This window comes from uncultured Sunxiuqinia sp., from assembly GCF_947495665.1.
GTDB classification, from domain to species: domain Bacteria; phylum Bacteroidota; class Bacteroidia; order Bacteroidales; family Prolixibacteraceae; genus Sunxiuqinia; species Sunxiuqinia rutila.
On sequence record NZ_CANLZV010000001.1, the window covers coordinates 519788 to 544974 of the forward strand.

The 25187-nt window shown below is 43.1% G+C and carries 20 protein-coding genes; 11 read left to right on the forward strand and 9 right to left on the reverse strand.

Annotated elements, in window-relative coordinates; all coding sequences use genetic code 11:
• The 5 genes from Q1A18_RS02295 to murI all read left to right on the forward strand — a co-directional run bounded on the left by Q1A18_RS02295 (position 1) and on the right by murI (position 5474).
• Positions 1 to 744 carry an isoprenyl transferase gene (locus Q1A18_RS02295; protein ID WP_299576918.1) on the forward strand — a complete coding sequence of 248 codons (744 nt, stop codon included), beginning with the start codon at positions 1 to 3 and terminating at the stop codon, positions 742 to 744.
• Positions 745 to 757: 13 nt separating this feature from the next.
• Positions 758 to 3424 (forward strand): outer membrane protein assembly factor BamA, encoded by a 2667-nt coding sequence (bamA, locus tag Q1A18_RS02300; protein WP_299576920.1) that lies wholly within the window; start codon positions 758 to 760, stop codon positions 3422 to 3424.
• Between the two features lie 64 nt (positions 3425 to 3488).
• Entirely contained in the window at positions 3489 to 4004 is a 516-nt protein-coding gene (locus tag Q1A18_RS02305; protein ID WP_299576923.1) for an OmpH family outer membrane protein, read from the forward strand.
• Positions 4005 to 4047: 43 nt separating this feature from the next.
• Positions 4048 to 4557, forward strand: a complete 510-nt coding sequence (locus Q1A18_RS02310; RefSeq protein WP_299576925.1) for an OmpH family outer membrane protein — start codon at positions 4048 to 4050, stop codon at positions 4555 to 4557.
• Positions 4558 to 4637: 80 nt separating this feature from the next.
• Positions 4638 to 5474, forward strand: coding sequence for a glutamate racemase (gene murI, locus Q1A18_RS02315; protein ID WP_299576927.1), 837 nt, complete (start codon positions 4638 to 4640; stop codon positions 5472 to 5474).
• A gap of 50 nt (positions 5475 to 5524) precedes the next feature.
• Here murI and Q1A18_RS02320 read toward each other — a convergent pair whose 3' ends face one another.
• From Q1A18_RS02320 to Q1A18_RS02335, 4 genes are all read right to left on the reverse strand, one after another.
• Entirely contained in the window at positions 5525 to 6595 is a 1071-nt protein-coding gene (locus tag Q1A18_RS02320) for an AI-2E family transporter (protein ID WP_299576929.1), read from the reverse strand.
• Positions 6596 to 6721: 126 nt separating this feature from the next.
• Positions 6722 to 8260, reverse strand: coding sequence for an AbgT family transporter (locus tag Q1A18_RS02325; protein ID WP_299576931.1), 1539 nt, complete (start codon positions 8258 to 8260; stop codon positions 6722 to 6724).
• A 183-nt stretch (positions 8261 to 8443) separates the two neighbouring features.
• The gene (locus tag Q1A18_RS02330; RefSeq protein WP_299576933.1) at positions 8444 to 9349 is read right to left on the reverse strand and encodes a sugar phosphate nucleotidyltransferase; all 906 of its coding nucleotides are present in this window, start codon (positions 9347 to 9349) and stop codon (positions 8444 to 8446) included.
• Between the two features lie 246 nt (positions 9350 to 9595).
• Positions 9596 to 10111 (reverse strand): gamma carbonic anhydrase family protein, encoded by a 516-nt coding sequence (locus tag Q1A18_RS02335; protein ID WP_299576935.1) that lies wholly within the window; start codon positions 10109 to 10111, stop codon positions 9596 to 9598.
• 214 nt (positions 10112 to 10325) lie between these two features.
• Here Q1A18_RS02335 and Q1A18_RS02340 point away from each other — a divergent pair, with 214 nt between their 5' ends.
• The 3 genes from Q1A18_RS02340 to Q1A18_RS02350 all read left to right on the forward strand — a co-directional run bounded on the left by Q1A18_RS02340 (position 10326) and on the right by Q1A18_RS02350 (position 16593).
• Positions 10326 to 12167 carry a 2-oxoacid:acceptor oxidoreductase subunit alpha gene (locus Q1A18_RS02340; RefSeq protein WP_299576937.1) on the forward strand — a complete coding sequence of 614 codons (1842 nt, stop codon included), beginning with the start codon at positions 10326 to 10328 and terminating at the stop codon, positions 12165 to 12167.
• A 3-nt stretch (positions 12168 to 12170) separates the two neighbouring features.
• Positions 12171 to 13238, forward strand: coding sequence for a 2-oxoacid:ferredoxin oxidoreductase subunit beta (locus Q1A18_RS02345; RefSeq protein WP_299576939.1), 1068 nt, complete (start codon positions 12171 to 12173; stop codon positions 13236 to 13238).
• Positions 13239 to 13593: 355 nt separating this feature from the next.
• Positions 13594 to 16593, forward strand: a complete 3000-nt coding sequence (locus Q1A18_RS02350; RefSeq protein WP_299576941.1) for a PEP/pyruvate-binding domain-containing protein — start codon at positions 13594 to 13596, stop codon at positions 16591 to 16593.
• Positions 16594 to 16652: 59 nt separating this feature from the next.
• Here the strand turns inward: Q1A18_RS02350 and fabD are convergent, their stop codons facing one another.
• The gene (gene fabD, locus Q1A18_RS02355) at positions 16653 to 17540 is read right to left on the reverse strand and encodes an ACP S-malonyltransferase (protein WP_299576943.1); all 888 of its coding nucleotides are present in this window, start codon (positions 17538 to 17540) and stop codon (positions 16653 to 16655) included.
• Positions 17541 to 17686: 146 nt separating this feature from the next.
• A complete protein-coding gene (locus Q1A18_RS02360; RefSeq protein ID WP_299576945.1) occupies positions 17687 to 19396 on the reverse strand; it encodes a M23 family metallopeptidase in 1710 nt (569 codons plus the stop codon).
• A 142-nt stretch (positions 19397 to 19538) separates the two neighbouring features.
• On the opposite strand from Q1A18_RS02360, the gene Q1A18_RS02365 reads away from it, so the two are divergent.
• The 3 genes from Q1A18_RS02365 (at position 19539) to rny (ending at position 21809) form a co-directional block, all read left to right on the forward strand.
• Entirely contained in the window at positions 19539 to 19832 is a 294-nt protein-coding gene (locus Q1A18_RS02365) for a hypothetical protein (RefSeq protein WP_299576947.1), read from the forward strand.
• Positions 19833 to 19847: 15 nt separating this feature from the next.
• A complete protein-coding gene (locus Q1A18_RS02370; protein WP_299576949.1) occupies positions 19848 to 20141 on the forward strand; it encodes a cell division protein ZapA in 294 nt (97 codons plus the stop codon).
• Between the two features lie 117 nt (positions 20142 to 20258).
• A complete protein-coding gene (gene rny / locus Q1A18_RS02375; protein WP_299576951.1) occupies positions 20259 to 21809 on the forward strand; it encodes a ribonuclease Y in 1551 nt (516 codons plus the stop codon).
• Positions 21810 to 21896: 87 nt separating this feature from the next.
• On the opposite strand, the gene Q1A18_RS02380 is transcribed toward rny, so the two are convergent.
• From Q1A18_RS02380 to Q1A18_RS02390, 3 genes are all read right to left on the reverse strand, one after another.
• The gene (locus Q1A18_RS02380) at positions 21897 to 22991 is read right to left on the reverse strand and encodes a response regulator (protein WP_299576953.1); all 1095 of its coding nucleotides are present in this window, start codon (positions 22989 to 22991) and stop codon (positions 21897 to 21899) included.
• The gene (locus Q1A18_RS02385) at positions 22981 to 23673 is read right to left on the reverse strand and encodes a HAMP domain-containing sensor histidine kinase (RefSeq protein WP_299576955.1); all 693 of its coding nucleotides are present in this window, start codon (positions 23671 to 23673) and stop codon (positions 22981 to 22983) included. Before Q1A18_RS02385 ends, Q1A18_RS02380 begins: the two co-directional genes overlap by 11 nt.
• A 429-nt stretch (positions 23674 to 24102) precedes the next feature.
• Entirely contained in the window at positions 24103 to 25137 is a 1035-nt protein-coding gene (locus Q1A18_RS02390; protein WP_299576957.1) for a LacI family DNA-binding transcriptional regulator, read from the reverse strand.
• Between the last annotated feature and the right edge of the window lie 50 nt (positions 25138 to 25187).

Below are 25187 nucleotides of genomic sequence, written 5' to 3' on the forward strand. Positions count from 1 at the left end.
ATGACCATTAAAGATAAAATACAACAAGCCAAGCTACCTAAGCACATCGCGATCATTATGGATGGCAATGGGAGATGGGCAACTCAACATGGCAATCAACGAGTTTTTGGACACGAACATGGCGTAGAGTCCGTGCGTTCAACCGTTGAAGGGGCAGTAGAAATTGGTCTTGAATATTTAACCCTGTATGCATTCTCAACTGAAAATTGGGGACGACCTCAGGCGGAAGTTAATGCCTTGATGGGACTGTTGGTTCAGGCGATAAATGAGGAGACGGCTAAGTTAAAAAAGCAAAATGTTCGTCTGACCATGATTGGAGATTTTAACAGCTTGCCCGAAGAAGTTCAGGTGAAACTGAAATGGTCCATCAACGAGCTGAAGGATTGTACCGGACTAACCTTGGTGCTGGCCTTAAGCTACAGTGCGAAATGGGAAATCACCGAAGCAATTAAAAAAATAGCCTATGAAGTGGTGGATGGCACCCTCCAAATTAACGAAATAGATAAAAACCTACTTGATAAATACCTTGCTACAGTTGGAATACCAGACCCCGAATTACTTATTCGGACAAGCGGTGAGAATCGGGTGAGTAACTTTTTACTTTGGCAAATTGCTTATGCCGAGTTCTATTTTACTCCTACACTTTGGCCCGACTTCCGTAAAGAAAACCTATTTGAAGCCATCTGCGACTTTCAAAACAGAGAAAGAAGGTTTGGTAAAACCAGCCAACAATTAGTTAGCTAATTAATCCCAGAAAATGCGTAAACTGAAATTTCTTCTAATTTTATTCCTGTTCAGTGTAAGTGTTCACGCCCAGGTAAATGAAAACACAAACTTTACAGTCCGGTATTCCAGTGCCCAAAACTACACGATTGCCGGCATTGATGTGGTCGGTATTCGTTATCTAGACTCGGATGTTTTAATCCAGATTTCGGGACTAGCTGTTGGCGATGAGATTACTGTTCCGGGCGACAAAATTACCGCAGCGATTAAAAAGTTGTGGGGACACCAGATGTTTTCGGATGTGAAAATTGATGCAAGTAGAGTTGAGGGTAATAAAATTTGGCTGGTGATCTCTCTACAGGAACGCCCCAAACTTGCCGATGTTAACTTCTATGGCGTTTCCAAAGGTGAAAAAGATGATATTACCGAAAAGGTGCTGTTGCTGAAAGGCAGTCAGGTGACGGATAATCAGTTGAACAACGCTGAGCGGGTTATCAAAAATATTTTCCTTGAAAAAGGCTTCTTAAATACAGAAGTCAACATCGTGCAACGTGACGATACCGCTTCGGTAAACAGTGTCGTGCTGGATATTCATGTTGACAAAAAGGAAAAAGTTAAAATTGATGAGATCGAATTTCATGGCGTAGATCAGGTGAAAACGAAAGTGTTGACCCGAGCCATGAAAAAGACCAATGCGAAAAAGCTGAGAAACTTCTTTTTGACCAAAAAGTTCAACGAAGAGAAGTACGAAGAGGATAAGCAAAATATCGTTAGCAAGTACAACGAAAAGGGATTCCGTGATGCGATTGTGGTCAAAGACAGCATTACCAAATTGGATGATGACCTGATCAAGCTGGACATCTGGGTTGAAGAAGGTAACAAGTATTACTTTGGCGATGTGAACTGGGTGGGAAATACCATTTACCCTGGAGAGTACCTGGATGCTTACCTTGGAATTAAAAGAGGAGATGTTTTTGATCAGAAGCTGTTGAACAAGCGTCTGACCGAAGATGATGACGCTGTTGGAAACCTTTACCTGGATAATGGTTATTTGTTTTTCAACCTTGATCCGGTGGAAGCACGGGTTGACAATGATTCGATTGATTTGGAAATGCGGATCTACGAAGGTGATCAAGCGACCATCAACAAAGTGCTGATTGAAGGAAACACCAAAACCCACGAACATGTGGCCCGTCGCGAGATTCGGACCATTCCGGGTGATTTGTTCAGCAAATCGAAAATTATCCGTTCAGTTCGTGAGTTGTCGCAATTGGGACATTTTGATCCGGAAGCGATCAATCCCAATGTAATTCCACATCCTGAAGACGGAACGGTAGATATTAAATACGAGTTGCAGGAAAAAGCCAACGACCAGATTGAACTTTCCGGAGGTTGGGGAGCCAACATGTTTGTTGGAACAGTCGGATTGCGATTTTCCAACTTCTCGGTTCGCAACATTCCTAATAAGGAAGCCTGGCGTCCGTTGCCAACGGGTGATGGTCAAACCTTAAGCTTGCGTGCTCAAACCAGTGGTAAGTTTTACCAGTCTTACAGTGTGTCATTTATTGAGCCTTGGTTAGGTGGTAAAAAACCCAATTCATTCTCCATCTCGTTTTCGCACTCTCGCGTAAACTATTCAGCTAATAATTATTACAATAGTTCTTATAGTCCTTACGGATCAGGTTACGGTGGTTATGGTGGCTACGGTGGTTACGGAGGCTATGGCGGTTATTCACCCTATGGTTATTCACCTTATGGCTATGGTGGTTACGGCTATGGTTATGATCCGGGTGACTATTACCAATATAACGATGATGAGACAACGGATGATGATCAGATTCAGGTGACTACTTCATTTGCCTTGGGATACGGTTACCGTTTGTCATGGCCCGATGACTTCTTTACGGTTTATCACGAAGTTTCATTGGAGCACTACAAACTTCAAAATATGTCAAACTACTACTACTTCCTGAGCGACGACGATGGATCGGGTGGTGGTGGTTTTAACAACCTGAGTTTCAAAACCGCTTTTGGTCGTAACTCGGTTGATAACCCGCTGTATTCAAGAAGCGGTGCCGATTTCTCGTTAACCGTTCAGTTGACTCCTCCATTCTCTTTGTTTAACGATGTGGATTACAGTAATCCGGATTTGACCAGCGAAGAGCGTTACAAATGGATTGAGTATCACAAATGGAATTTGAAAGGAGCTTGGTTTACACCGCTTTCACGCGACAGAGACCTGGTGTTGCACACCAAATTTGAATATGGATTTCTGGGGTATTACGACAAGAACCGACGTTCTCCATTCGAACGTTTCCGCGTTGGAGGTTCTGGAATGTCAGGATATAACTTTTACGGAGCCGATATCATTTCATTGCGTGGTTACAAAGACTACAGTTTGAGTCCAACAACCGGATCAAATATGTATAATAAGCTGACCATGGAAATGCGCTACCCGGTTACCTTGAAACCATCGGCTACTATTTATGTCCTCGGATTTATGGAAGCTGGTAATGCCTGGATGGATTTTGAAAATTACAACCCTTTTGATTTGAAACGTTCGGCTGGTGCCGGTGTGCGAATCTTCCTGCCTATGTTTGGTTTGATGGGAATCGACTGGGGATATGGATTTGATAGCGTGAACGGTGATAAATCAGTTGGAGGAAGCCAGTTTCACTTTGTTATCGGACAGCAGTTCTGATGATTACAAGCTTGGCTCGGTATTTGTTTTGTGTGGAAATAGTATGAATTTAAATTGAATTGCCATGAAGAAGAAAGTAGTATTATTTGTTTTTCTGATTGTTTTTGGAACAGTTGCAATGGCCCAGAAATATGCCTACATCGATACCGAATATGTTTTAGAAAATATTCCTGCCTACATTGCGGCTCAGGAACAATTGGACCAGATCTCCAAGCAATACCAGAAAGAACTGGAAACTATGCATGCTGAAATTGAGCAAATGTATCAGGATTTTCAGGCTGAAGCAGTCTTGCTTTCCGAAGACATGAAACGGAAACGCGAGGATGTAATTATCAGCAAAGAAAAAGAATATAAAGAATTGCAGCGCAAGTATTTTGGGCGCGAAGGCGACTTGTTTAAAAAGAGACAAGGGCTGATCAAACCCATCCAGGATGATGTTTTTAATGCCGTTCAGGAACTGGCAACCGATGGAGGTTATGCCGTGATTTTTGATAAGGCCGGAAGCCTCACCATGCTGTATACAAATCCCAAATATGACCTAAGTGACCAAGTCCTTGAAAAACTTGGTTATAAAAATTAATAAACTATATTTGTCACCAAAATTTTAAAATCCGAAAACGATCATGAAAAGTATTTTCAAAATTTGTTTAATAGCTGTCTTATTCCTTTCAGCTGGAATGGTAAACGCGCAAACTTTAAAATTTGCACACATTGATTCACAGGCGTTGATTCAAGCCATGCCTGAAACGAAAACAGCTCAGGCTTCAATTGAAAAAGAAGCGAAAGGTTTGGAAGATCAAATGGATGCTTTGCAACAAGAATATCAAACAAAATTGGCTGATTTGTCAGATAACCAAGATTCATTAACGGAGATTGTTTATCAATCAAAAGTAGAAGACCTGCAAGCTCTTCAGCAACGGATCCAAAACTTCAATTCTTCTGCACAACAACGCATACAGCAGAAACAAGGAGAGTTGATGCAACCTATTTTTGCAAAAGCGAACGAAACGATTGAAGCCGTAGCCAAAGAGCAAGGTGTGATTTATGTTTTTGACGCTAATGCTGTTTTGTACAAGTCGAATCAAAGTATTGACTTACTTCCTTTGGTTAAAGCCAAATTGGGTATTCAGTAAGCCATAAGAAATAAGATATCAAAAGCCATTCGGGAATCCCGGATGGCTTTTTTGTTTACTTTTGTTTTCAAAGCAACTTTATGACAACAAGCAATCATCCTATTGGTGTTTTCGATTCTGGCTACGGAGGCCTGACTGTTTTAAAAGAGTTTATCAGTCAAATGCCCGAGTATGATTTTGTGTATTTGGGCGACAATGCGCGTACTCCATACGGTACCCGCTCGTTTGATGTGGTGTATGAATATACCTTGGAAGCGGTAAAGCGTCTGTTTGATGAAGGCTGTCACCTGGTCATTCTGGCTTGCAACACAGCTTCAGCCAAAGCGCTTCGCAGCATTCAGCAGCGCGATTTGCCGCAGATTGCTCCGCACAAACGCGTGCTTGGGGTTATTCGCCCCAGTGTTGAAGAGGTGGCCCAAAGTACGCAAAACGGGCATGTGGGGGTCGTAGCCACTTCGGGCACGGTTGCTTCCGACTCGTACCCGATTGAGTTGGAAAAGTGGTCGGAGGGAAGGGTGAAGCAAACCAGCCAGGAAGCCTGCCCCATGTGGGTGCCGATTGTAGAGAACAACGTGATGAATACGCCCGGAGCTGATTATTTTATCCAGCAGAATTTGGAGGCTTTGTTTCAGAAAGATCCTTTAATTGACAGCCTGATTCTTGGTTGTACGCATTATCCTTTGCTGATCGAAAGCATTCGAAAATTTATTCCCCAGCAAGGGGTTCGCGTAATTGAACAAGGTAAAATTGTTGCTCAAAAGTTGCAGGATTACCTTTATCGCCATCCGGAAATAGAAGCCAATTGTACCAAAACTTCAGAACGGAAGTTCTTAACTACGGAAGAAGTTCACTTTTTTGAAGCCCGTGCTTCCCAGTTTTTGGGGTATCCGATTCGGGCAAGGAAAATCGAATTGTAATCCCTGCGATCGGTCATTCTAAAAGTTTTCCGGTTAAATCAAGTCCTGTTCTATTTTTTTTTCTTGAGCAGGAATTTTAGGTTTTGCTCCGGCCCTGAAATCAGATCAGCAATTAATCGGGTCTTGGGAAACTGTTCCAGAATAATTCGAAGGAATACCGTAATGGGGATAGACATGATTAAGCCCGGAATGCCCCAAATAAAGCCCCATAGCATAAGCATGACCAAAATAGTAATCACATTGATCGAAAAGGTTTTTCCCATGAATACGGGCTCTAAAACCCCTCCCATGAGTACCTGGACAAGGGTGATGCTGAGAATGAAAAACAGGAGCGTGCTGGTTGGATCAAGCTCTATGAAGGCAAAAACCGAGAGTAGAACCACTGAGATGACAGAGCCGATCATCTGAACAAAATTGATCAGGAAGGCCAGTAAGCCCCAGAAAATGGGGTAACTCACGTCAAAAAAGATACAGGCAAGACTAAAGCCGACTCCGGTGAAAAGACTGATCAAAAACTTCACTACGACAAACTTGATGATGTCTTTTTCAATTTTCATGAATATTTTGACCGAAGAATACTGTTGTTTGAAGATGGTGTCGTTCAGGACCTTTTGAAAGTTGATGGAGCCTGATAGTAGCAATACGGTAAAAAACAGGGTCATTAAAGTCATCGTAAGCGTATTGCTGATGAAATCGACCGTTGAGCCAAAGTTTTCCAGGTTGCCGGCATTTTTGAAGTAATGCGACAGGATGCTTTCGCCCTGAGTTCGCTGAAAACCAAAAAACTGCTCAATGGATACGATTAACGCGGTGAGTTTTGTTTCTGCTTTTTCCAGAAACTGGCTGTCGGTGGTCATGATTTCATTGCTCGATAATTGAATCAATTCGCCACTGGCTTTTAAGCCTCCAATGATTATCAGAATAACCAATAGAATGCTGATTGGATTAGGCACATGCTTTTTATTCAGCCACCGCATCAAAGGCAGAAACAGCAGGGCGATAAACATGGATGCAATGAGTGGGATAAAAATGAAAGCCAGGATTTTCAGTAAATAGAAAAACAGTGGAATGGCAATGGCCAATAACAGCTTATTAGTTGTTCGTATGTCTTTGAGGTTCATTTGATGAAGTCTTCATATTAAATGTAATCCTAAACAAGAATCCAGGCTTAAAGTTTCGCTTGGATGATGCAAAATTTCAAGCCTGAAAACCGGTTAGAATATGCTCTTTGCTATAAGGGCAATGTATTAGTTAATCATTTCATAATGAATGCCCGCATCGGGTCCCAATGGGAGACCAAACAGGAGCCAGCCAACCAGCAGGACGATCCAGAAAAGCAGGAAAACGATGGAATAAGGGAGCATGGTTGCAATGATGGTTCCAATGCCTGCCTTGGCATCGTATTTTTGAACAAAGGCGATAATGAGCGCGAAAAAGCTCATCATTGGCGAAATGATATTGGTCACACTGTCACCAATTCGGTAAACCACCTGCGATAGCTCCGGAGAATAGCCCATAATCATAAACATGGGGATGAAAATAGGAGCCAGAATAGCCCATTTGGCCGAGGCGCTACCCATTAGCATGTTAATTGAGGCTGACAACAGGATGAACAGGATCATGAGTGGAATGAGGCCAATATCTGCTGTCATAAGCAGCTCAGCACCTTTCACGGCCAAAATCATCCCCAGGTTGCTCCATTTGAAATAAGCGACAAATTGTGCGGCAAAAAACACAAGCACCAGGTAGGTGGCCAGGGTTTTCATGCTCTCAGCCATGCCGTTCATTACGTCGGCATCGTTGCTAAAGGCTTTGGTGGTAAATCCGTAAGCGAGTCCGGTGGCTCCTGCTGTGACAAAAAGCATGGCAACCACGCCTTCGATGAGGGGAGAGCTCAGGAAACCGCCATCAGTTCCGCGTAAGAACCCATCAGCCGGAATAAGGCCGGCAAGGGCGATGGCTGTGATGCCCAGGAAAACGATTAAAGCCCAAAGAAGGCCTTTTTTCTCCGCTTTGGAAAGTTTGTCAAACGAATGATCATCGTGCGGGTTGTTACTTTTGTAGGTTCCTAAACGCGGTTCCACAATTTTTTCAGTCACGAAAGTACCTGCCAACGCAATGATAAAGGTTGAAGCGACCATGAAATAATAATTGGCTGTTGCGTTGACCATGTAGCTGGGGTCAAGTATATGAGCGGCTTCCTGCGAAAGACCTGCCAGTAGTGGATCGATGGTTCCGAGTGCGAGATTGGCGCTAAAACCGCCGGAAACCCCGGAGAATGCCGCAGCCATTCCGGCAATTGGGTGGCGCCCCACTGCTGCAAAAATGACGCCGGCCATTGGGATCAGCAGCACATAACCAACATCAGAGGCAATGTTGGACAAGATGCCCGAAAACACCAGTACGAAGGTGAGCAGGTGCCGTGGCGAGTTGAGAACCAGCATGCGAATGACTGCAGAAACCAGGCCACTTTGCTCTGCAATCCCAATGCCGAGCATGGCAACCAAAACGATGCCCAGCGGAGCAAAACCGGTGAAATTCTCCACCATTTCAAGTAAAATCCGGTGAATACCTTCAGCAGACAACAGGTTTACAGGGCGGATGATTTCTTGTGTGCCGGGGTGAATGACTTCCCAGGCCATAAAATGACCAACGGCCGAAAAGACCAGGGCAAACAGGGCAAACAAGGCAAATAAGGTGGCCGGGTGGGGCAGGGCGTTTCCTGCGCGCTCGGTCCAGTTCAACATCTTCTGGAAAAATCCTACTTTGGTCTTTGCGTTACTCATGGGCGTTCTGCTTGAAAAAATTCGTAAACAATTCAGGACTGGTTTTTATTTAAACCAATCGATAACTTAAATAATGTGCGGCTTTATGGATATAAGGTTTGCCGCTTTGAGTTTGTTTTGTTTTTGGGATTGAAACGATAGATGAATATGGACTAACTCATACTCATCTATCGTTTGTAGGCATTACCAGAGCTTTTCAGGATAAGCTCCTTGCTGCGTCAGTTGTTGCACTTGTTCAACAACATAGGCTTTGTCTTCCGGATAAGTAACACCAAACCAGGGTGAGCTGGCGCGGAGCACTTCTGTTTTTACTTTGCCCGACTGAATGAGTTCAAATACGATGCTGGGGATGTAAAATTCCGATTTTGGAAGGTGCATTTTTTCATCCAGGAAAGCTTTAAACTGACTTTCGATATATTGAAATAAGCTGGGGTGAAATCCCCAGAAGTTCATCGAAGCTGGCGTGTCATCGTCTACCGGAACCGTGTTGCCATTGTCATCGGCAAAGGTTATTTGGTCACCAGTGCGGGCAATTTGGTGCCGCTCGGTGATTTCAACCAATTTATTGTCCGCGTCAACTTTACAAATTCCGCGGGAAACCGTACCGAATTCAGACAAGGTGTTTTTAAGCTGGTAACCTACCATGCTGTAGTTATCTTCAGCTACCTGGCTGGTCAGAAAATCAGCAGCTACCTGAAAGGCTTCCTGTCCGTAGAAATCATCTGCGTTGATGGCAGCAAAGGGCTCGTTGATAACATCTTTAGCCATCAAAATGGCGTGTCCGGTTCCCCAAGGCTTTTCGCGTCCTTCGGGTAGGGTATAGCCTTCAGGAAGTTTGTCCAGTTCCTGATAAACATACTCAATCGCTATTTTATCGCTTAACTTACTTTCAAAACGGGTTTTAAACTCTTCTGCAAAGCTATCGCGAATAACAAAAACAACTTTACCAAAACCCGCCCGGATGGCATCAAAAATGGAATACTCCAAGATGGTTTCTCCGTTGGGGCCAATGGGTTCAATTTGTTTTAATCCGCCATAGCGACTTCCCATGCCTGCGGCTAAAATTAATAGTGTAGGTTTTTTACTCATAATTATTTGTTGATCGTCTGTGTGTGGAAACTGGAAAATTCGCAGCTTCCGTTATTTTTTTTATCGTTGATTTCAGGTGAAGATGAATCTCATTAATCATCCTGCAGTCGGTTTGCTTCAAAGGTTTAACAGAAGGCAAGCCGATCGCACGGAACCGTCACTCAATTTTGAGCCTGAAAGATAGGAAGAATATCTCATTCTTATAAAATCTCTTCTGCTCTTTAACCGGAAAATGCATGGAGGACGTTATTCCTTGTACCAGCCGGCATACATGTGGTAGGCATTGGCAATCCGATGAATTTCACCTTCCAGTAAATCTTTTCCCAGTGCTTTCACCTTTTTGGCCGGAATTCCGGCATATACACTGCCCGATTCAACCCGGGTACCCTTGGTAACCACCGAACCGGCTGCAATGATGGAGTTACTTTCAACAATTGCATCATCCAAAATAACCGCATTCATACCGATCATGACGTGGTCTTTTATCGTACATCCGTGGACAATCGCTCCGTGAGCAATGATGACGTTATCGCCAATGTTGGTGGGCGATTTTTGATAGGTGGCGTGAATGACGGCACAATCTTGCACATTGGTATTGTTTCCGATTCGGATGGAATGAACATCGCCGCGAATGACTGCGCTGTACCATACACTGCTGTTGTCGCCAATTTCAACATCGCCAATGATGGTGGCATTTTCTGCCAAAAAGCAGTTTTCGCCAATTACTGGAGTTTTTCCTTTGAGGGGTTTTATTAGAGCCATTATCTATATCCATTTTAAATTGAGAACAAAGATATTAAAAGCTATAAATAATTATATGCTTCTGATTTTCCTTGTTAATTATTAATTATTTTTGCTCGATGACCATGGCTGCGAGCGCTATTCAAAATGGTTCCAAAGTTATAAATTGTTATTTTAGCGGTCGTTTTTTTAGAATTTATAAGGAAAAATCCAGCTATTTTAAAATAATTGTCAAATGAAAGACACAAAAGTTATTGAGTTAGAAGAAGTGAGCATTCGATTTTCCGGAGATTCTGGTGATGGAATGCAGCTTACGGGTACTTTGTTCTCTGACGCGACGGCGTTATTTGGGAACGATATTTCAACTTTTCCAGATTATCCATCTGAAATCAGGGCTCCTCAGGGAACTGTGGGTGGCGTTTCGGGTTTTCAGGTACAGTTTGGTCATAAAGAGGTGAACACTCCTGGAGATGATGCGCATGTTCTTATTGCGATGAATCCCGCTGCGGTAAAAGCCAATGCTCGCTTTATCCGCCCCGGAGGAACCATCATTTATGATGTGGATTCTTTCTCTCAGAAAAATTTAGACAAGGCAAAGTTCTCAACCCAAGATCCTTTTGCAGAGTTGAACCTGGAAGACTACGAGAAAATTCCGGTGCCAATTACCAGCTTGACACGCGAAAGCCTGAAGGATTTTGGAATGGATAATAAATCTGTTCTTCGAAGCAAAAATATGTTTGCCCTGGGATTCATTTGTTGGATGTTTGGCAGACCCATGGACTACATTGAAAATTTCATCAAAACCAAATTTGCTAAAAAACCGGTGGTGGTTGAGTCCAACCTGAAAGTTCTTCACAGTGGCTACAACTATGGCATGAACATGCAGCATATGACTCCCCGTTACCTGGTGGATGCAGCAGCCATTGAAAAAGGAACTTACCGCAACATTAACGGAAACCAGGCTACTGCCTGGGGATTTTTGGCAGCTGCTGAAAAAGCCGGGCGGAATCTTTTTCTGGGATCGTACCCAATTACTCCGGCCACTGATGTATTGACAGCCTTAGCTGCGCGTCGCGATTTAGGGGTTAAAACTTTTCAGGCTGAAGATGAGATTGCCGGAATTTGTACAGCAATCGGTGCGGCATTTGCCGGCGACCTGGCGGTAACCAGTACTTCTGGTCCTGGATTAGCGTTGAAATCAGAAGCCCTTGGCTTGTCTGTGATGGCCGAACTTCCTTTAGTGGTGGTGAACGTACAACGCGGAGGCCCGTCAACCGGACTACCTACGAAGACTGAACAATCGGATTTATTGCAAACCTTATACGGACGTAATGGTGAAAGCCCTGTCGTAGTTATTGCAGCAAGCACACCGTCCGACTGTTTCTACTATGCATACCTTGCTTGCAAAATCGCATTGGAACGAATGGTTCCTGTGGTGTTGCTGACGGATGGTTTCCTTGGAAACGGAAGCGAGCCCTGGCGTATTCCTGCCATGAGTGAGCTCCCTGAAATTAAGCCACGAATTGCCAAAGATAGCAGTTCATTTAAAGCGTACAAACGCGATGCTGAAACCTTGGCACGCGAGTGGGCATTCCCAGGAATGGCCGGATTCCAACACCGTATTGGCGGATTGGAAAAGAATGTTGAAGGAGCAGTAAGTCATGATCCGGAAAACCACCAGGAAAACTGTGCGATTCGTGAAGAAAAAGTGCAGAAAGTGGTTGGGATGCTTCCTGAGCTGGAAGTGTTTGGCGATGAAGATGGAGGTGATGTATTGGTTGTTAGTTGGGGTGGAACCTATGGACATACGGTTAGCGCAGTTCGCGAATTGCGCAAGGACGGTAAAAATGTGAGTCTGGCTCATTTCAATTTTATTAAACCGTTGCCGGCTAATACCCGTGAAGTATTTAGTAAATATAAGAAGATCGTTGTTTGTGAGTTGAATCTGGGACAGTTTGTGGCTTACCTGAGAGATCGGGTCCCCGGATTTGAGTATCATCAGGTAAACAAGTTGAAAGGATTGCCTTTTACGGTTACCGAATTGAAAGAAAACATCGAAAAACTACTGGAGGACTAAGACATGACAGAATTGAATTATACGATAAAAGACTTTAAAAGCGAGAACGAAGTACGTTGGTGTCCTGGTTGTGGTGATTATGCCATTATGAATGCTGTTCAGCGCACCATGGCTGATATGAATGTGCCACAGGAACAATTTGCGGTAATATCCGGAATTGGCTGTTCTTCGCGTTTCCCTTACTATATGAGTACCTTTGGCTTTCACTCCATTCACGGTCGGGCAACGGCTATTGCCTCGGGAGTGAAATGCGCCAACCCTGACCTGAACGTATGGGTAATTACGGGTGATGGTGACTCCATGGCCATCGGAGGAAACCACTTTATTCACTTGGTGCGTCGTAACATCGATTTGAACGTGATCCTGTTCAATAACAAGATTTACGGACTGACCAAAGGACAATATTCACCAACAACCGATCGCGGGTTTATCACCAAAACATCGCCATTCGGAACAGTTGAAGATCCATTTGTTCCCGGACAGTTGGTGCTAGGATCAGGCGGTAGCTTTTTTGCCCGCGCAGTTGATTCGAACGTGAAACACAACCAGCAGGTATTTGCTGAGGCTGCCAAGCATAAAGGAACCTCGATTGTTGAAGTGCTGCAAAACTGTGTGATTTTTAATGACGGAATTCATGAGCAAATTGCTGATCCGAAACACCGGGCCGAGCGCCAGTTGTTCTTGGAGCATGGTAAGCCCATGATTTTTGGCAAAGAAAATGAAAAAGGTCTGGTGCTGGAATGTGGTCGTCTGAAAGTGGTGACAATCGGCGAAAATGGGGTGACCCAGGACGATATTTTGGTGCATGATGCCAAACAGGTTGATTTATCCATTCATATGCAGCTGATTCAAATGAGCTTGCCGGAATTTCCAATTGCGATGGGCGTTATTCGTGCCGTTGAAGCACCGGTGTATGATGAAGAATTGGTGAAGCAGGTTGAAGAGGTCACTGCCAATCGGAAGGTTAACTCGATGGATGAGTTGCTGTGTTCCGGAAACACGTGGGAAGTGAATGAGCCCAACAGCAGCGAGCCTGTTCCTTTCTTCAAGAAGAAATGCCCGATCAGTTAGTGTCGAATTAACAAGGTCCGAAATGTCCCCGCAAGCCGGAGATTTTGTCGGGCTTAAAAATAATGCAGAGGCCGTTCCAAGTTTATTTGGAGCGGCCTCTTTGTTTTGTTATGGGGGCAGTGAACGAATTCTTCCAGTCGAAAATGAATGCTGATCGTGTGTTGTGAGAATAGGTCTGATGAGTGATATGTTTAAGAAAAGGGGCTGTTCATCCCCTTTTTTTGTTGCGGGCAACCGGATTTTACCTAATTTCAAACGTTCAATAATGTAGCGAATGGAACTTCTGGTTTTACTGGATGTTGGTATCCAGTGCTCTTGAAGTAATGATTACACAGGAGTTCAGAAAAATAGTCATATGGATAATTTAGATAGCATATCTCTTTCGTCGATTTATAAGCGCAAAAAGAGTGATCGGGATATTTTTGAAGAACTGATGCCTACCAAGGTGAAAGAGGTTTTGCTGGTGGCCACTTTGTACGATAGTTACTCCATTGTTCGGGAAGGACAGTTTACCGATAAGATTTTTGGTGAGTTCTTGCAACTGAACCTTTACACCTATCCCCGTTTTACCAGTGTTAATTCCGAAGAAGATGCGCTAAAAATGATGAAAGAGCGCGACTTCGACCTGGTAATCATTATGGTAGGGGTGGACAAGGATATTCCGGTAAAAATGGCTGATGTTATCCATGATGCGAACAGCCAGGTACCCATTCTTCTGTTGGTAAACAACAACGGCGATTTGCGCTATTTCCAGGAAGCAGCAAACCAGTTTGAGTCAATTGACCGGGTGTTTGTTTGGAATGGGAATTCCAACGTGTTTCTGGCAATGGTGAAGTACATTGAGGATAAGAAGAACATCGAAGCGGACATCAACAATGGAAATGTGCGTATGTTGCTGCTGGTGGAAGATTCAATCCAGTATTATTCGCGCTACCTGCCTATGCTGTATACCAACATTATGACCCAGACACAAAACCTGGTTCAGGATGAATCGACTGACGACCTGCACATGATTTTGAAAATGCGGGCTCGCCCCAAAGTTATTTTGGTGAGCACCTATGAGGAGGCCATTGAAATGCTGAATAAATACCGCGATTATCTTTTGAGCGTAATTTCCGACGTCCGGTTTACCCGCAATGGGGTGGACGATCCGGAGGCGGGCATTGAGCTGCTCAAGTATGTGAAACAGATTTTGCGTTTTCCGGTACCTTTTCTGCTGCAGAGTCACGATGTGAACAACGCCTCACGTGCCCGTGAAATAGGTGCTGAATTCATCAATAAAAATTCGGAAAGTTTGTCGATGGACATTCACAATTTCATCTACAAACGGTTGGGTTTTGGTAGCTTTGTGTTTAAAGACATGGCGGGAAATCCCATTATGGTGGCCCGCAACCTGCAGGAGTTTCAGGAAATGTTTAAGCTGATTCCAGATGAAGCCTTGTCGTATCACGGCAAACGCAATTCATTTTCAACCTGGCTAATGGCCCGGGGCGAAATTAATATTGCCGAGCAACTGTTGCCCTATCGCTTTGAAGATTTTAATAGTGCCGAAGAGTTGCGTAATTTCTGCTTGGACGTGTTTGAAAAAGTGCGGGTGAAGAAGATGCGCGGCCGTATCATTAATTTTGATTCGGCCATTGTTGACAGCGACCATTACATTGTACGCATGGGAAAAGGTTCGCTGGGAGGCAAGGGACGTGGTATGGCCTTTATGAGTAACTTCATTGAAAATATTGACTTTAAGAAGATTATTCCCAACATCAATATTCGCATTCCGGCAACGGCGGTTATCGGAGCCATCGAGTTCGATAAGTTTTTGGAACTCAACAATCTTTATGAGGAGATTTATTGCAACAATGATTACGAACATATCAAATCGATTTTTCTGGAGTCGCATTTGAGCGAGGGGTTGAAAGCCAAGTTGTTCCGGTATGTCGAAGTGATGCATGGACCTTTAGCTGTGCGCTCTTCCGGCTTGTTCGAAGATTCGCTGCTACAGCCTTTCTCGGGCGTTTATTCTACCTACTTGCTGCCCAATAATCACCCGGATAAGTACGTGCGCTACCAGCAGTTGATTAATGCCGTTAAGCTGGTGTATGCCAGTATCTTTACGGAGTCAGCCATTTCTTATTTTGATGCGGTAAACTATAAAATTGAAGAGGAAAAGATGGCCGTTATCATTCAGAAGGTGGTTGGCCATGAGCACAATAAGCGTTTTTATCCTTCCATTAGCGGAGTTGCTCAATCCTACAATTACTATCCGGTGGCTCATATGAAACCGGAAGATGGTTTTGCGGTGGCTGCTGTTGGTCTGGGGATGTATGTGGTTGGTGGCGAGCAGGCCTTTCGGTTTTGCCCTAAATATCCGATGATCAACCCGACACTGGTGCGCGACCAGGTGCGCGACTCGCAAAAGGAATTTTATGCGCTGGACATGTCGCAGCCCAATGTCAACATTGTGAGCAATGGGGAAGATGCAGCCATTAAGAAATTCAAAATTAAGGAAGCTGAAAATGATGGCTTGCTTCAACACTGTGCCTCGGTGTACGATTTTGAAAACGACGACCTGGTGCCTGGAATTAGTATGAAGGGGCCGCGTGTAATTGACTTTGCCAATATTTTGAAGTACAACTACATTCCATTGGCGGATACCTTGCGCTTTTTACTGCGTTTATTTCGCGAGGCTATGGGATCGCCGGTGGAAATGGAATATGCCGTTGATTTGGAAAAAGGGTCTGATGGTTTGCCAACATTTCACTTGCTTCAAATTAAGCCATTGATCCGTCGGGAAGAAACACTTAGTATTGATCTGGGGCAGGTAGAGCAGGATAAAGTGATGCTTTTTGCCAAGCAGGGCATGGGCAACGGTGAGATTTTGGGTATTCGCGATGTGATTTTTGTGAATCCTGAAACCTTTGATAAAATGAGCACCAAGGAGATTGCCCGAGAAATTCATCAAATGAATAAGAAACTGGATGCAGCAGACAAAGATTACATTTTGATAGGTCCCGGACGCTGGGGAACGAAGGATCCGTTTACCGGCATCCCTGTGGTGTGGTCACAAATATCGCGTGCCCGGATTATTGTTGAAATGGGCTTACCCGAATTTCCGCTTGATGGGTCGCTGGGGTCTCACTTTTTTCACAATGTAACCTCCATGAATGTTGGCTACTTCTCGGTAAAACATGCTTCGCAGGATGAGAAAATAAATATTGACATGCTGAACGAACAGCCGGTGATTGAGGTTCTGAAGTATGTTAAGCATGTTCGGTTTGACCAGGATTTGAGCATTTTGATGGATGGGCGAAACCGTCAGGCTTTAATTAGCTTGGGAGAACCCAGTGATGAAAAATAAGAAAGGCTGTCCAATAATGAAATGGACAGCCTTTCTTAAAGTCTTTTTAATCTCTTGGATTAAGCTTCAAAAGCGCTTACGCCGGCAGTTTGAGCTTGGCGGTCAACTTTCTTAATGAGGCCTTGCAATACTTTGCCCGGTCCAATTTCTGTAAATAAGCTTGCTCCGTCTTTGATCATATTTTGAGCTGTTTGGGTCCATTTTACAGGAGCTGTCAGCTGGTCGATCAGGTTTCCTTTGATTGTTTCAGGATCGCTAACCGGTTGCGCATTCACATTTTGGTAAACCGGACAGCTAGGGGTGTTGAAGCTTGTGGTTTTGATGGCTGCAGCCAGTTCTTCACGGGCAGGCTCCATCAGTGGTGAGTGGAATGCTCCGCCAACTGGGAGTTTTAAGGCGCGCTTGGCTCCTTTTTCGGTTAAAACTTCACAGGCTTTGTCAATACCAGCAATCGATCCGGATATTACTAACTGTCCGGGACAGTTGTAGTTGGCAGGTACAACAACTTCGTCAATAGAAGCGCAAACTTCTTCTACAATCGCGTCTTCCAGTCCAACAATAGCAGCCATGGTTGATGGCTCTAGTTCGCAGGCTTTTTGCATGGCTTGGGCGCGTTGTGACACTAAGCGTAAACCATCTTCAAAGTTTAATGTTCCATTGGCAACCAAGGCTGAAAATTCACCCAATGAGTGACCGGCAACCATTTCAGGTTTGAAATCAGGCAATGTTTTGGCCAAAATTACGGAATGCAGGAAAATAGCTGGTTGGGTAACTTTGGTCTGCTTCAGGTCTTCGGCAGTGCCGTTAAACATGATATCGGTAATGCTGAATCCAAGTATTTCATTGGCTTTATCAAATAATTCTTTGGCAACAGGCGAGTTTTCGTACAGGTCTTTCCCCATTCCCGGAAACTGAGCACCTTGCCCTGGAAATACATATGCTTTCATATTAAACTCTGTTTAAGTTAAAATCGCGGCAAAGTTAAAACGATTTTTTTTGCGCAAAAGGTTATTGAAGTAATTGAACAAAAATAGTTTGACTTTTTTAATACTTCTTATCGACTATTGAAATTGAATGTTCAATAGTTTTCTTCTTAGCGGTAAAAAGTGGCTTCATACTTGGTCGCGTTGCCTTTGTTGTCTGTAACCGTCAGGTTGAGTTGGTGTTGCTTGCCAAACTGAAAACGGTCTTTGTCAAAAGAATAGGTAATCAGACTGTTTTTGGCATCGTATTCAAACAGTACCCATTGGCCATCAATTTCTCCCCGATAGCTGTCAATGCCTGAAAAGTCATCGCTTATTTTAAACCGAATGCGGTTTTTCTCGGTCAGGCTTTTTCTGCCCTGAATGCTGAGAGGACGAATGGTTGGAGCCACTGTATCCACACTGATGGCAAAAGTACCCATCTGCCGAATACGGGCCGTTACCCAGCCATCTTTGTATGCACCGCCTAACGACCATTTCTTGCCGCTTTTTTCATCAATAACAGCAATCAGACTTTTGGGCTGAAGCGAGTCGGGTAGTTCATCCGCCTTTATTTTCAATAAGTACGAGTGGTGCACTGGCAGCCGGTCGTTGTGTAGTTTATGCAGTGGCGAGTAGTAAAGGTTATTGGCCGGTTTTTTTGCATATTCCAGGTTGAAGTCAGAATAAAAAGTTCCGGCAGTAAAGTGAGCTTCCACGCCAGGCTTTTCGAAAATGGTTTCTTCATCAAATGAAATCAAAGGCCCATTTTTTTCCGGTTTATCAAGAGCGCTTGCCCGCGATTTCACCCGGAAAGCAAGGGTGCTTTTATTACCATAAACATCTTTCACAACATAGTTGATTTGATGAGGTTGTCCATCCGACAAGTTTACGATGCCTTGGTTTTCGAGGGTGGGGTAGTTGCTTAGCTTGTTGCCTTGCTCCACCCAGTTTCTTTGGATTCGTCGTGCGTGCTGCCGGTAATGGGCATAATCGATATGGCTGTTTAAATAGCGGGTTTCGTCAAAGCTGAACTCATCAAGTCGAAAGGAGTAAATCGGCTGTTGATCGACGGAAAGGCTAATTTCATAAACCCCACACTTGCTCCAACTGCCATTGAGGTAGTCCATTGTTTGCAGGCCGAAGCCAACCTTGCCGTAAACAGGAATGGTCGGGTTACCTTTTAAGTGGTAAGCGCCATCATAATACACCGTTTCAATGAGGCGGCTGTCTGGCTTGCCGTAAACATGAGCATCTTCCGAAAGCGGATAAATGGCAACAGCCAGAATTTTAGGTTTCATGTCATCAATAACAGGAAATTTGTAAAGTAACGGATTTTGCGGTTTCTGACTTTCGGTATCCCGGATTTCGAAATGCAGGTGTGGCCCTCCCGAGCTTCCGCTGTTTCCACTGTGAGCAATCAATTCTCCCTTTTTTACCTGAAAGGTTCCTTGAGGAACCGCAAGATCTACGGCAAAGGATTCACGTTCGTATTGTATTTTTTTTGCGTAAGCCTGAATGTCATCCCGGAAACTTAACAAGTGTGCGTAAACCGTTGTTTTCCCATTGGGATGATCCAGGTACAAAGCCAAGCCAAATCCTGAAGGCGAGATTTTTATGCGTGAAACTTCTCCGTTAGCTGCCGCATAGATGGGGAGTCCGGTTTTCCCCTCAGTTTTTATGTCAATCCCGGAGTGGAAATGGTTGGAGCGCAGTTCGCCAAAATTGCCCGATAATTTGATGGGAATTGACACAGGAGTGTGAAAGTCTTCTGGCGCAGGCGCTTGTGCGTATATGAGGTTTGAAAGCAATAAAAACAAAATCAAAAAGCGAGTAGACATAAATTAAATCATTAGATGGTTTGTGATTAAAACCGAACAATGGAATTTTTGTTGTACGGCAGTTTGCAATAAGCAAAATAAAACTATCTTCGTATTAACTATCGGCCAAAAATATTAATTTTGTCCAAGAAAGTACGCAGGAATGACCGAGCAAGATCAATATTTGATTGATGAATTTAAAGTGCGACTCAGGCTGCTGATCAACAAGCAAAATAGCTTGAAAAACGAGAATAAACAACTTTTAGATCAGTTGGAAGGCCTTCAGGATGAATTGACGAGGATTCGCAAAGAAAATGAAATGCTGGTTAAACAATACGAAAGTCTTAAATTAGCTAAGACGTTTACTGCTTCGGATGATGAAAAGCAAAATGCGAAGCAGACGATAACAAAAATAGTGCGGGAAATTGACAGGTGTATTGCTCAATTAAATGTGTAGCAAATACTGAGATAAATGACAGATAAGCTTTCAATAAATATCAATATCGATGGACGAATTTATCCGTTGACCATTGTTAGGGACGAGGAGGAGAAGTACAGGAAAGCTGCGAAAATACTAAATGATATAATTCTTCAATACAAGAAAAAATATGCAGACCATGATTCGAAAGACTTTCTTGCTATGACTGCCTTTCAGTTTGTACTGAAGAACTTAGAGTTGGAAAATCGAGCAGATGAATCTCCGTTTATTGAAGAAATTAAGAAACTTAATGAAGTATTAGGTGATTATTTGTCGGTACACCAATAGAAGAGATAAAGATCGTTGAAGCCCGCTTTTGATTCAATCCCAAAAAAATGTTTGGGATCGAATCCATAGGCTGGCTTTTTTGTTTAATATATATATAAAGTAATACTTAATTGAACTATGGAAATTATATACATTATTTCCGGTTTTCTGCTTGGAGGAGCTGTTTCCTATTTCTTATGGGATAAGGCGCTGAAAAGTAAGAAAGGAAAAATTATAAAGGAAGCCGAAGTCGAAGGCGATGTGATCAAGAAGGATAAAATTCTTCAAGCGAAGGAAAAGTTTTTGCAGTTAAAAACCGAGCACGAGAAGTTTATCAACGAGAAGAATAACAAGGTTGCTTCGATTGAAAATAAGCTTAAGCAAAAGGAAAATGCATTTTTGCAACGTCGGGATGAACTGCAGCGAAAAGTCAAAGAGTTTGAACTGACTAAGAAAGATGTTGAAGCCATTCGTGAAAATCTCACCAACCAGTTAAACATGGTTCAGCAAAAAGAAGAGGAGCTGGATAAAATGCATCGGCAACAGGTTGAGCAGCTGGAAGCAATTTCTGGGTTGTCTGCTGAAGAAGCTAAAAATCAGCTTGTAGAGTCGTTGAAGGGTGAGGCCCAGACAGATGCCATGTCTTATATCAATGAGATTATGGAAGAGGCTAAGTTGACTGCCAACAAAGAAGCGAAAAAAGTGGTTGTAAAAACCATTCAGCGAGTGGCTACTGAAACAGCTATTGAGAATGCAGTTACCATTTTTCATATTGAAAGCGATGAAATTAAAGGACGGATTATTGGTCGCGAAGGACGAAATATTCGTGCTCTTGAAGCAGCTACCGGAGTTGAAATCATTGTGGACGATACGCCTGAAGCCATTGTACTGTCAGGCTTCGATCCGGTAAGAAGAGAGATTGCCCGCTTGGCCTTGCACCAGTTGGTTACGGATGGTCGAATTCATCCGGCTCGCATTGAAGAAGTTGTTTCAAAAGTGAAAAAGCAGGTTGAAGAAGAGATTATTGAAACCGGTAAACGGACAACAATTGACCTTGGCGTTCATGGTCTGCATCCTGAATTGATTCGCATGATTGGTAAGATGAAATACCGGTCATCTTATGGACAAAACCTGCTGCAACACTCGCGTGAAGTAGCTAACCTTTGTGCCATTATGGCTTCAGAGTTAGGTTTGAACCCAAAATGGGCGAAACGTGCCGGACTGCTGCATGATATTGGTAAAGTGCCTGACGATGAGCCGGAATTACCACACGCAGTACTGGGAATGAAACTGGCTGAGAAGTTCAAGGAAAAGCCAGACATCTGTAATGCGATTGGAGCACACCACGATGAGGTTGAAATGCAAACTTTATTGGCTCCTATTGTTCAGGTATGTGATGCCATCTCTGGTGCCCGACCAGGAGCTCGTCGCGAAGTGGTTGAATCGTATATCAAGCGATTGAAAGCACTGGAAGATTTGGCACTGTCTTATCCTGGAGTTCTGAAAACGTATGCTATTCAAGCCGGACGTGAGTTACGGGTAATTGTAGGTAGTGATAAGATTTCGGACAAAGAGTCAGAACAATTATCGTACGATATTGCTAAGCACATTCAGGATGAGATGACTTATCCGGGACAGATTAAGATTACAGTCATTCGCGAACTACGTGCTGTAAACTACGCCAAATAGAGAAAATTTCTGATACAGAATAAAAGCAAAGCGGGAAGTGATCATCACTTCCCGCTTTTTGCTTTATCGGATATTGTATACTGATACTTAGATTTCCACCAAATCATTTTTTAAGGCGTAGATAATGACCTCGACAATGTTTTTGGCTCCGGTTTTTTCCATCAGACTGGCCCGGTGTTTTTCAACAGTCCGGTCAGAAATGGAAAGTTGGTCGGCAATAATTTTAATCGGAAGACCTTTGCAAGACAAGTTCAGTACCTCTTGTTCTCTTTTGGAGAACACCGATTTGGCCACCATGGTTGAGGTGCTTTGTTGATGGGGACTGTGAGCTACGGAGGCATCAAAGGCCTGGTGAAGCTTATTAGCCAGGTTGCCGGAAATATAGATTTTCTCTTCTTCCAGTATATTAACCAGCTTTTTGTATTCGAGCTGAGCTGATTCCCCCTCTTGCTCTTTAGGGGCAAGCAAGCCGATCAAAAGGGTAAAACCATTGTATTTTTGACTTGGGGAAACATGCAAGACAAATTTTTCTTTTGTCCCTGATGCCGTTTTAAGTTCAATTTCTTCACGGAAGTTACCCAGCAGTCCGTTGGCGCATTTCATTATTTTGTTTTCAACTTTCTGATATTCTTTGTCTGAAATCAGTTGGTTGAAGGATATTTTCTTGACCTCGGCCTCCGATAAGCCCAATAGATTGAGAAAAGCTTGATTGGTTTCATAAATCGTTTCGCCATCAAAAACAAAAACACCATTAGGTGACAGGTTCAGAAGGGCTTTGTAGTCATTCTTCCCGATATTGACCAGCTTTTCGTACTTCTCAAGTCGCACCTTAATTGATTTTAGTAAGTCTTGATTGTCAAATGGCTTTACAATGTAGTCGTCAACTCCAAGTTCCAGTCCAAAGCGGATGTCATTCAGCTGCGATCTTCCGGTAATGAAGATAAACGGAATTCGGCTGGTTAATGCGCTATCTTTTAGTATGTTGTATACCTGGTAGCCATCAATGGGCTTCATGTTTATATCGCACAAAATTAAGTCGGGGCAATATTCATAGGCTTTTTGAATACCTTCGGCACCAGATTCGGCCAGGTCAACCTCGTAGTCATTAATCTTCAATACATTTCGGAGCGTCTTACCCAACGCTAAATCATCTTCAATAATCAGTATCTTCTTAGCGTTCATCTGAAAGAATTTTTAGTTTGGCTGTTGTACCTTTTGAAAGAGTACTATCAATTATTATTTCACCATTCAAACAGTTGGCTGCTTTTTGGGCAACAGATAATCCCAAGCCTGTTCCACTTAGCATTTTTACATTTTCGCACCGGTAAAAAGGCATGAAAATAAATTCAATTTGATCCGCCGGAATACCAACTCCCTGGTCCTGTATTTCAATATTTAACTGGTTTGCACCATTGCTAACTCGCAGTGCAATTTCTTTCGCCGAGAACTTATACGCGTTGCTAAGCAAATTGGTAATGACTTTGGTTAATAATGTTTCATCGGTCTTGAAGACCAATGCTTCCGACGGGCTGAAAACATGAATCCTGTTGGAATTGTAAAAGCAGGTGTTCTTGGATTCGAGAACCTTCGCAATTAGTTGATTGATGTCAACATCTTGTGGGGTTTGCTTCAGTTCATTTTTGTTTGAAAGGTTTATAAAGTGAATATCATCAAGAAATCTGGAGACAGCAGTCAGGGCTTCTTCGCATAGCTGAAAAGTTTCAGCACGCAGAATCGGATCCAAGTTCTGATTACTGCTCTTCAGTAATTGAAGGTTAGAGCTTAGGATTGTTAGCGGAGTCCTTAATTCATGCGATAAGGAACTTATAATTTGACCTATATTCTGATCTGAAGAATATTCCATATTGTCTCCTGTTCTTGTGCTAATTGCTTTCTTGTGTTATGGATAATCTTATTCTTTTAAAGAACTAGAATATCCCCTACAAGTTAAAACATATTCGCTTTTAATTGGTAATAATTAGTAACTTATTTCATGAACTGCGTGTTTCAGCCTCAAAAAGCCGTCTCTCAGCCTACGAACTGCAAAATTGGCCTTACAAGACATGCATTCTAAATAATTTTATAAATTATTTAAATAAACACAACAAGGCGAAATATGTTTTTATCAGGAGGAATTTAAGTGTGTTATTTAATGGTTAACAGATTGTTAATAGTTTAAAGACGGCGAAGTGATATACAGGTATTTTTCTATTTTATGAAAATCTGCAAAATAATGGAAGCTCTGTATCTGTCTAGCATTGTAGGTTAAAAATAGTTTTAGCAAGGATGGTCGCTATTTTGTGTCGTTATTGCGCAGTGAAGACTCTCTGACAACAAGTTCACTTGGCAGGGTTATCGTTTGATAGTCTTGTGTCGTTTTATTTTCTATTTCGTGAATAAGCATTTGTGCAGCTTTGGCCCCCATTTCCTGTGCGGGTTGTTTAAGGGTAGAAATGGAGGGGGTAACTACTTCCGAGAAAGGCTCATTGCTGAATCCCACAATTCCAAAATCTTCAGGAATGCGAATGCCTTGTGATTTTAAGTACACAATCATACTTAATGCAGAGGTGTCATTTCCGCAGAATACCGCATCCGGTGGGTTTTTTAGAGCCAATAATTGTTGAATGGCCTGCTGTCCATCCATTCGGGTTAACCGGTTGCAAATGATCAATTGATCTTCCACGGCTAAATTATTCTTACGGAGTGCTTCTTTGTAGCCTTCCATCCGGTCATGATAAGTATTGAGAACGGTTGGTCCGGCTAGGTGTGCAATACGCTTATAACCTTGATCAATTAAATGCTGGGTTGCTTTAAAACCGCAGGAAAAGTCATCAATGACAATCTTGTTTGCTTTCAAATCAGGGGCTACTCGGTCAAAAAAGACCAATGGAATATTCTTATTCGTAAATAGCTGGAAATGGTCAAATTCATTGGTTTGCATACTGAGCGAGGTAATTAAGCCATCGACCCGGTTTGAAAACAAGGAATGCACAATTTTTTTCTCTTTTTCCAAGAGGTCTTTCGACTGAGAGATAATAACATTATAACCTGCTTCAAAGGCTACATCTTCAACACCGCTGATAAATGCCGAGAAAAAATGCCGATTGATAAGGGGCACAACAATGCCGATTGTATGCGTTTTTTGGGTTCGCAGGTTGGAGGCAATGGTGTTGGGTTGGTAGCCAAGCTTCAGAGCCAAGGCTTTAATTTTGTCCTTGGTAGCTTGACTGATCCGTGGGTTGTCATTTAAGGCTCGGGATACGGTTGAAGCGGAAATCTTAAGTTCCCGGGCAATATCGTGAATGGTGACTGATGTTTTTTTATCCATTTTATTTGAATCGGATGAAATGCTGCTATTCATTTGCTTTTGGCTGCAAT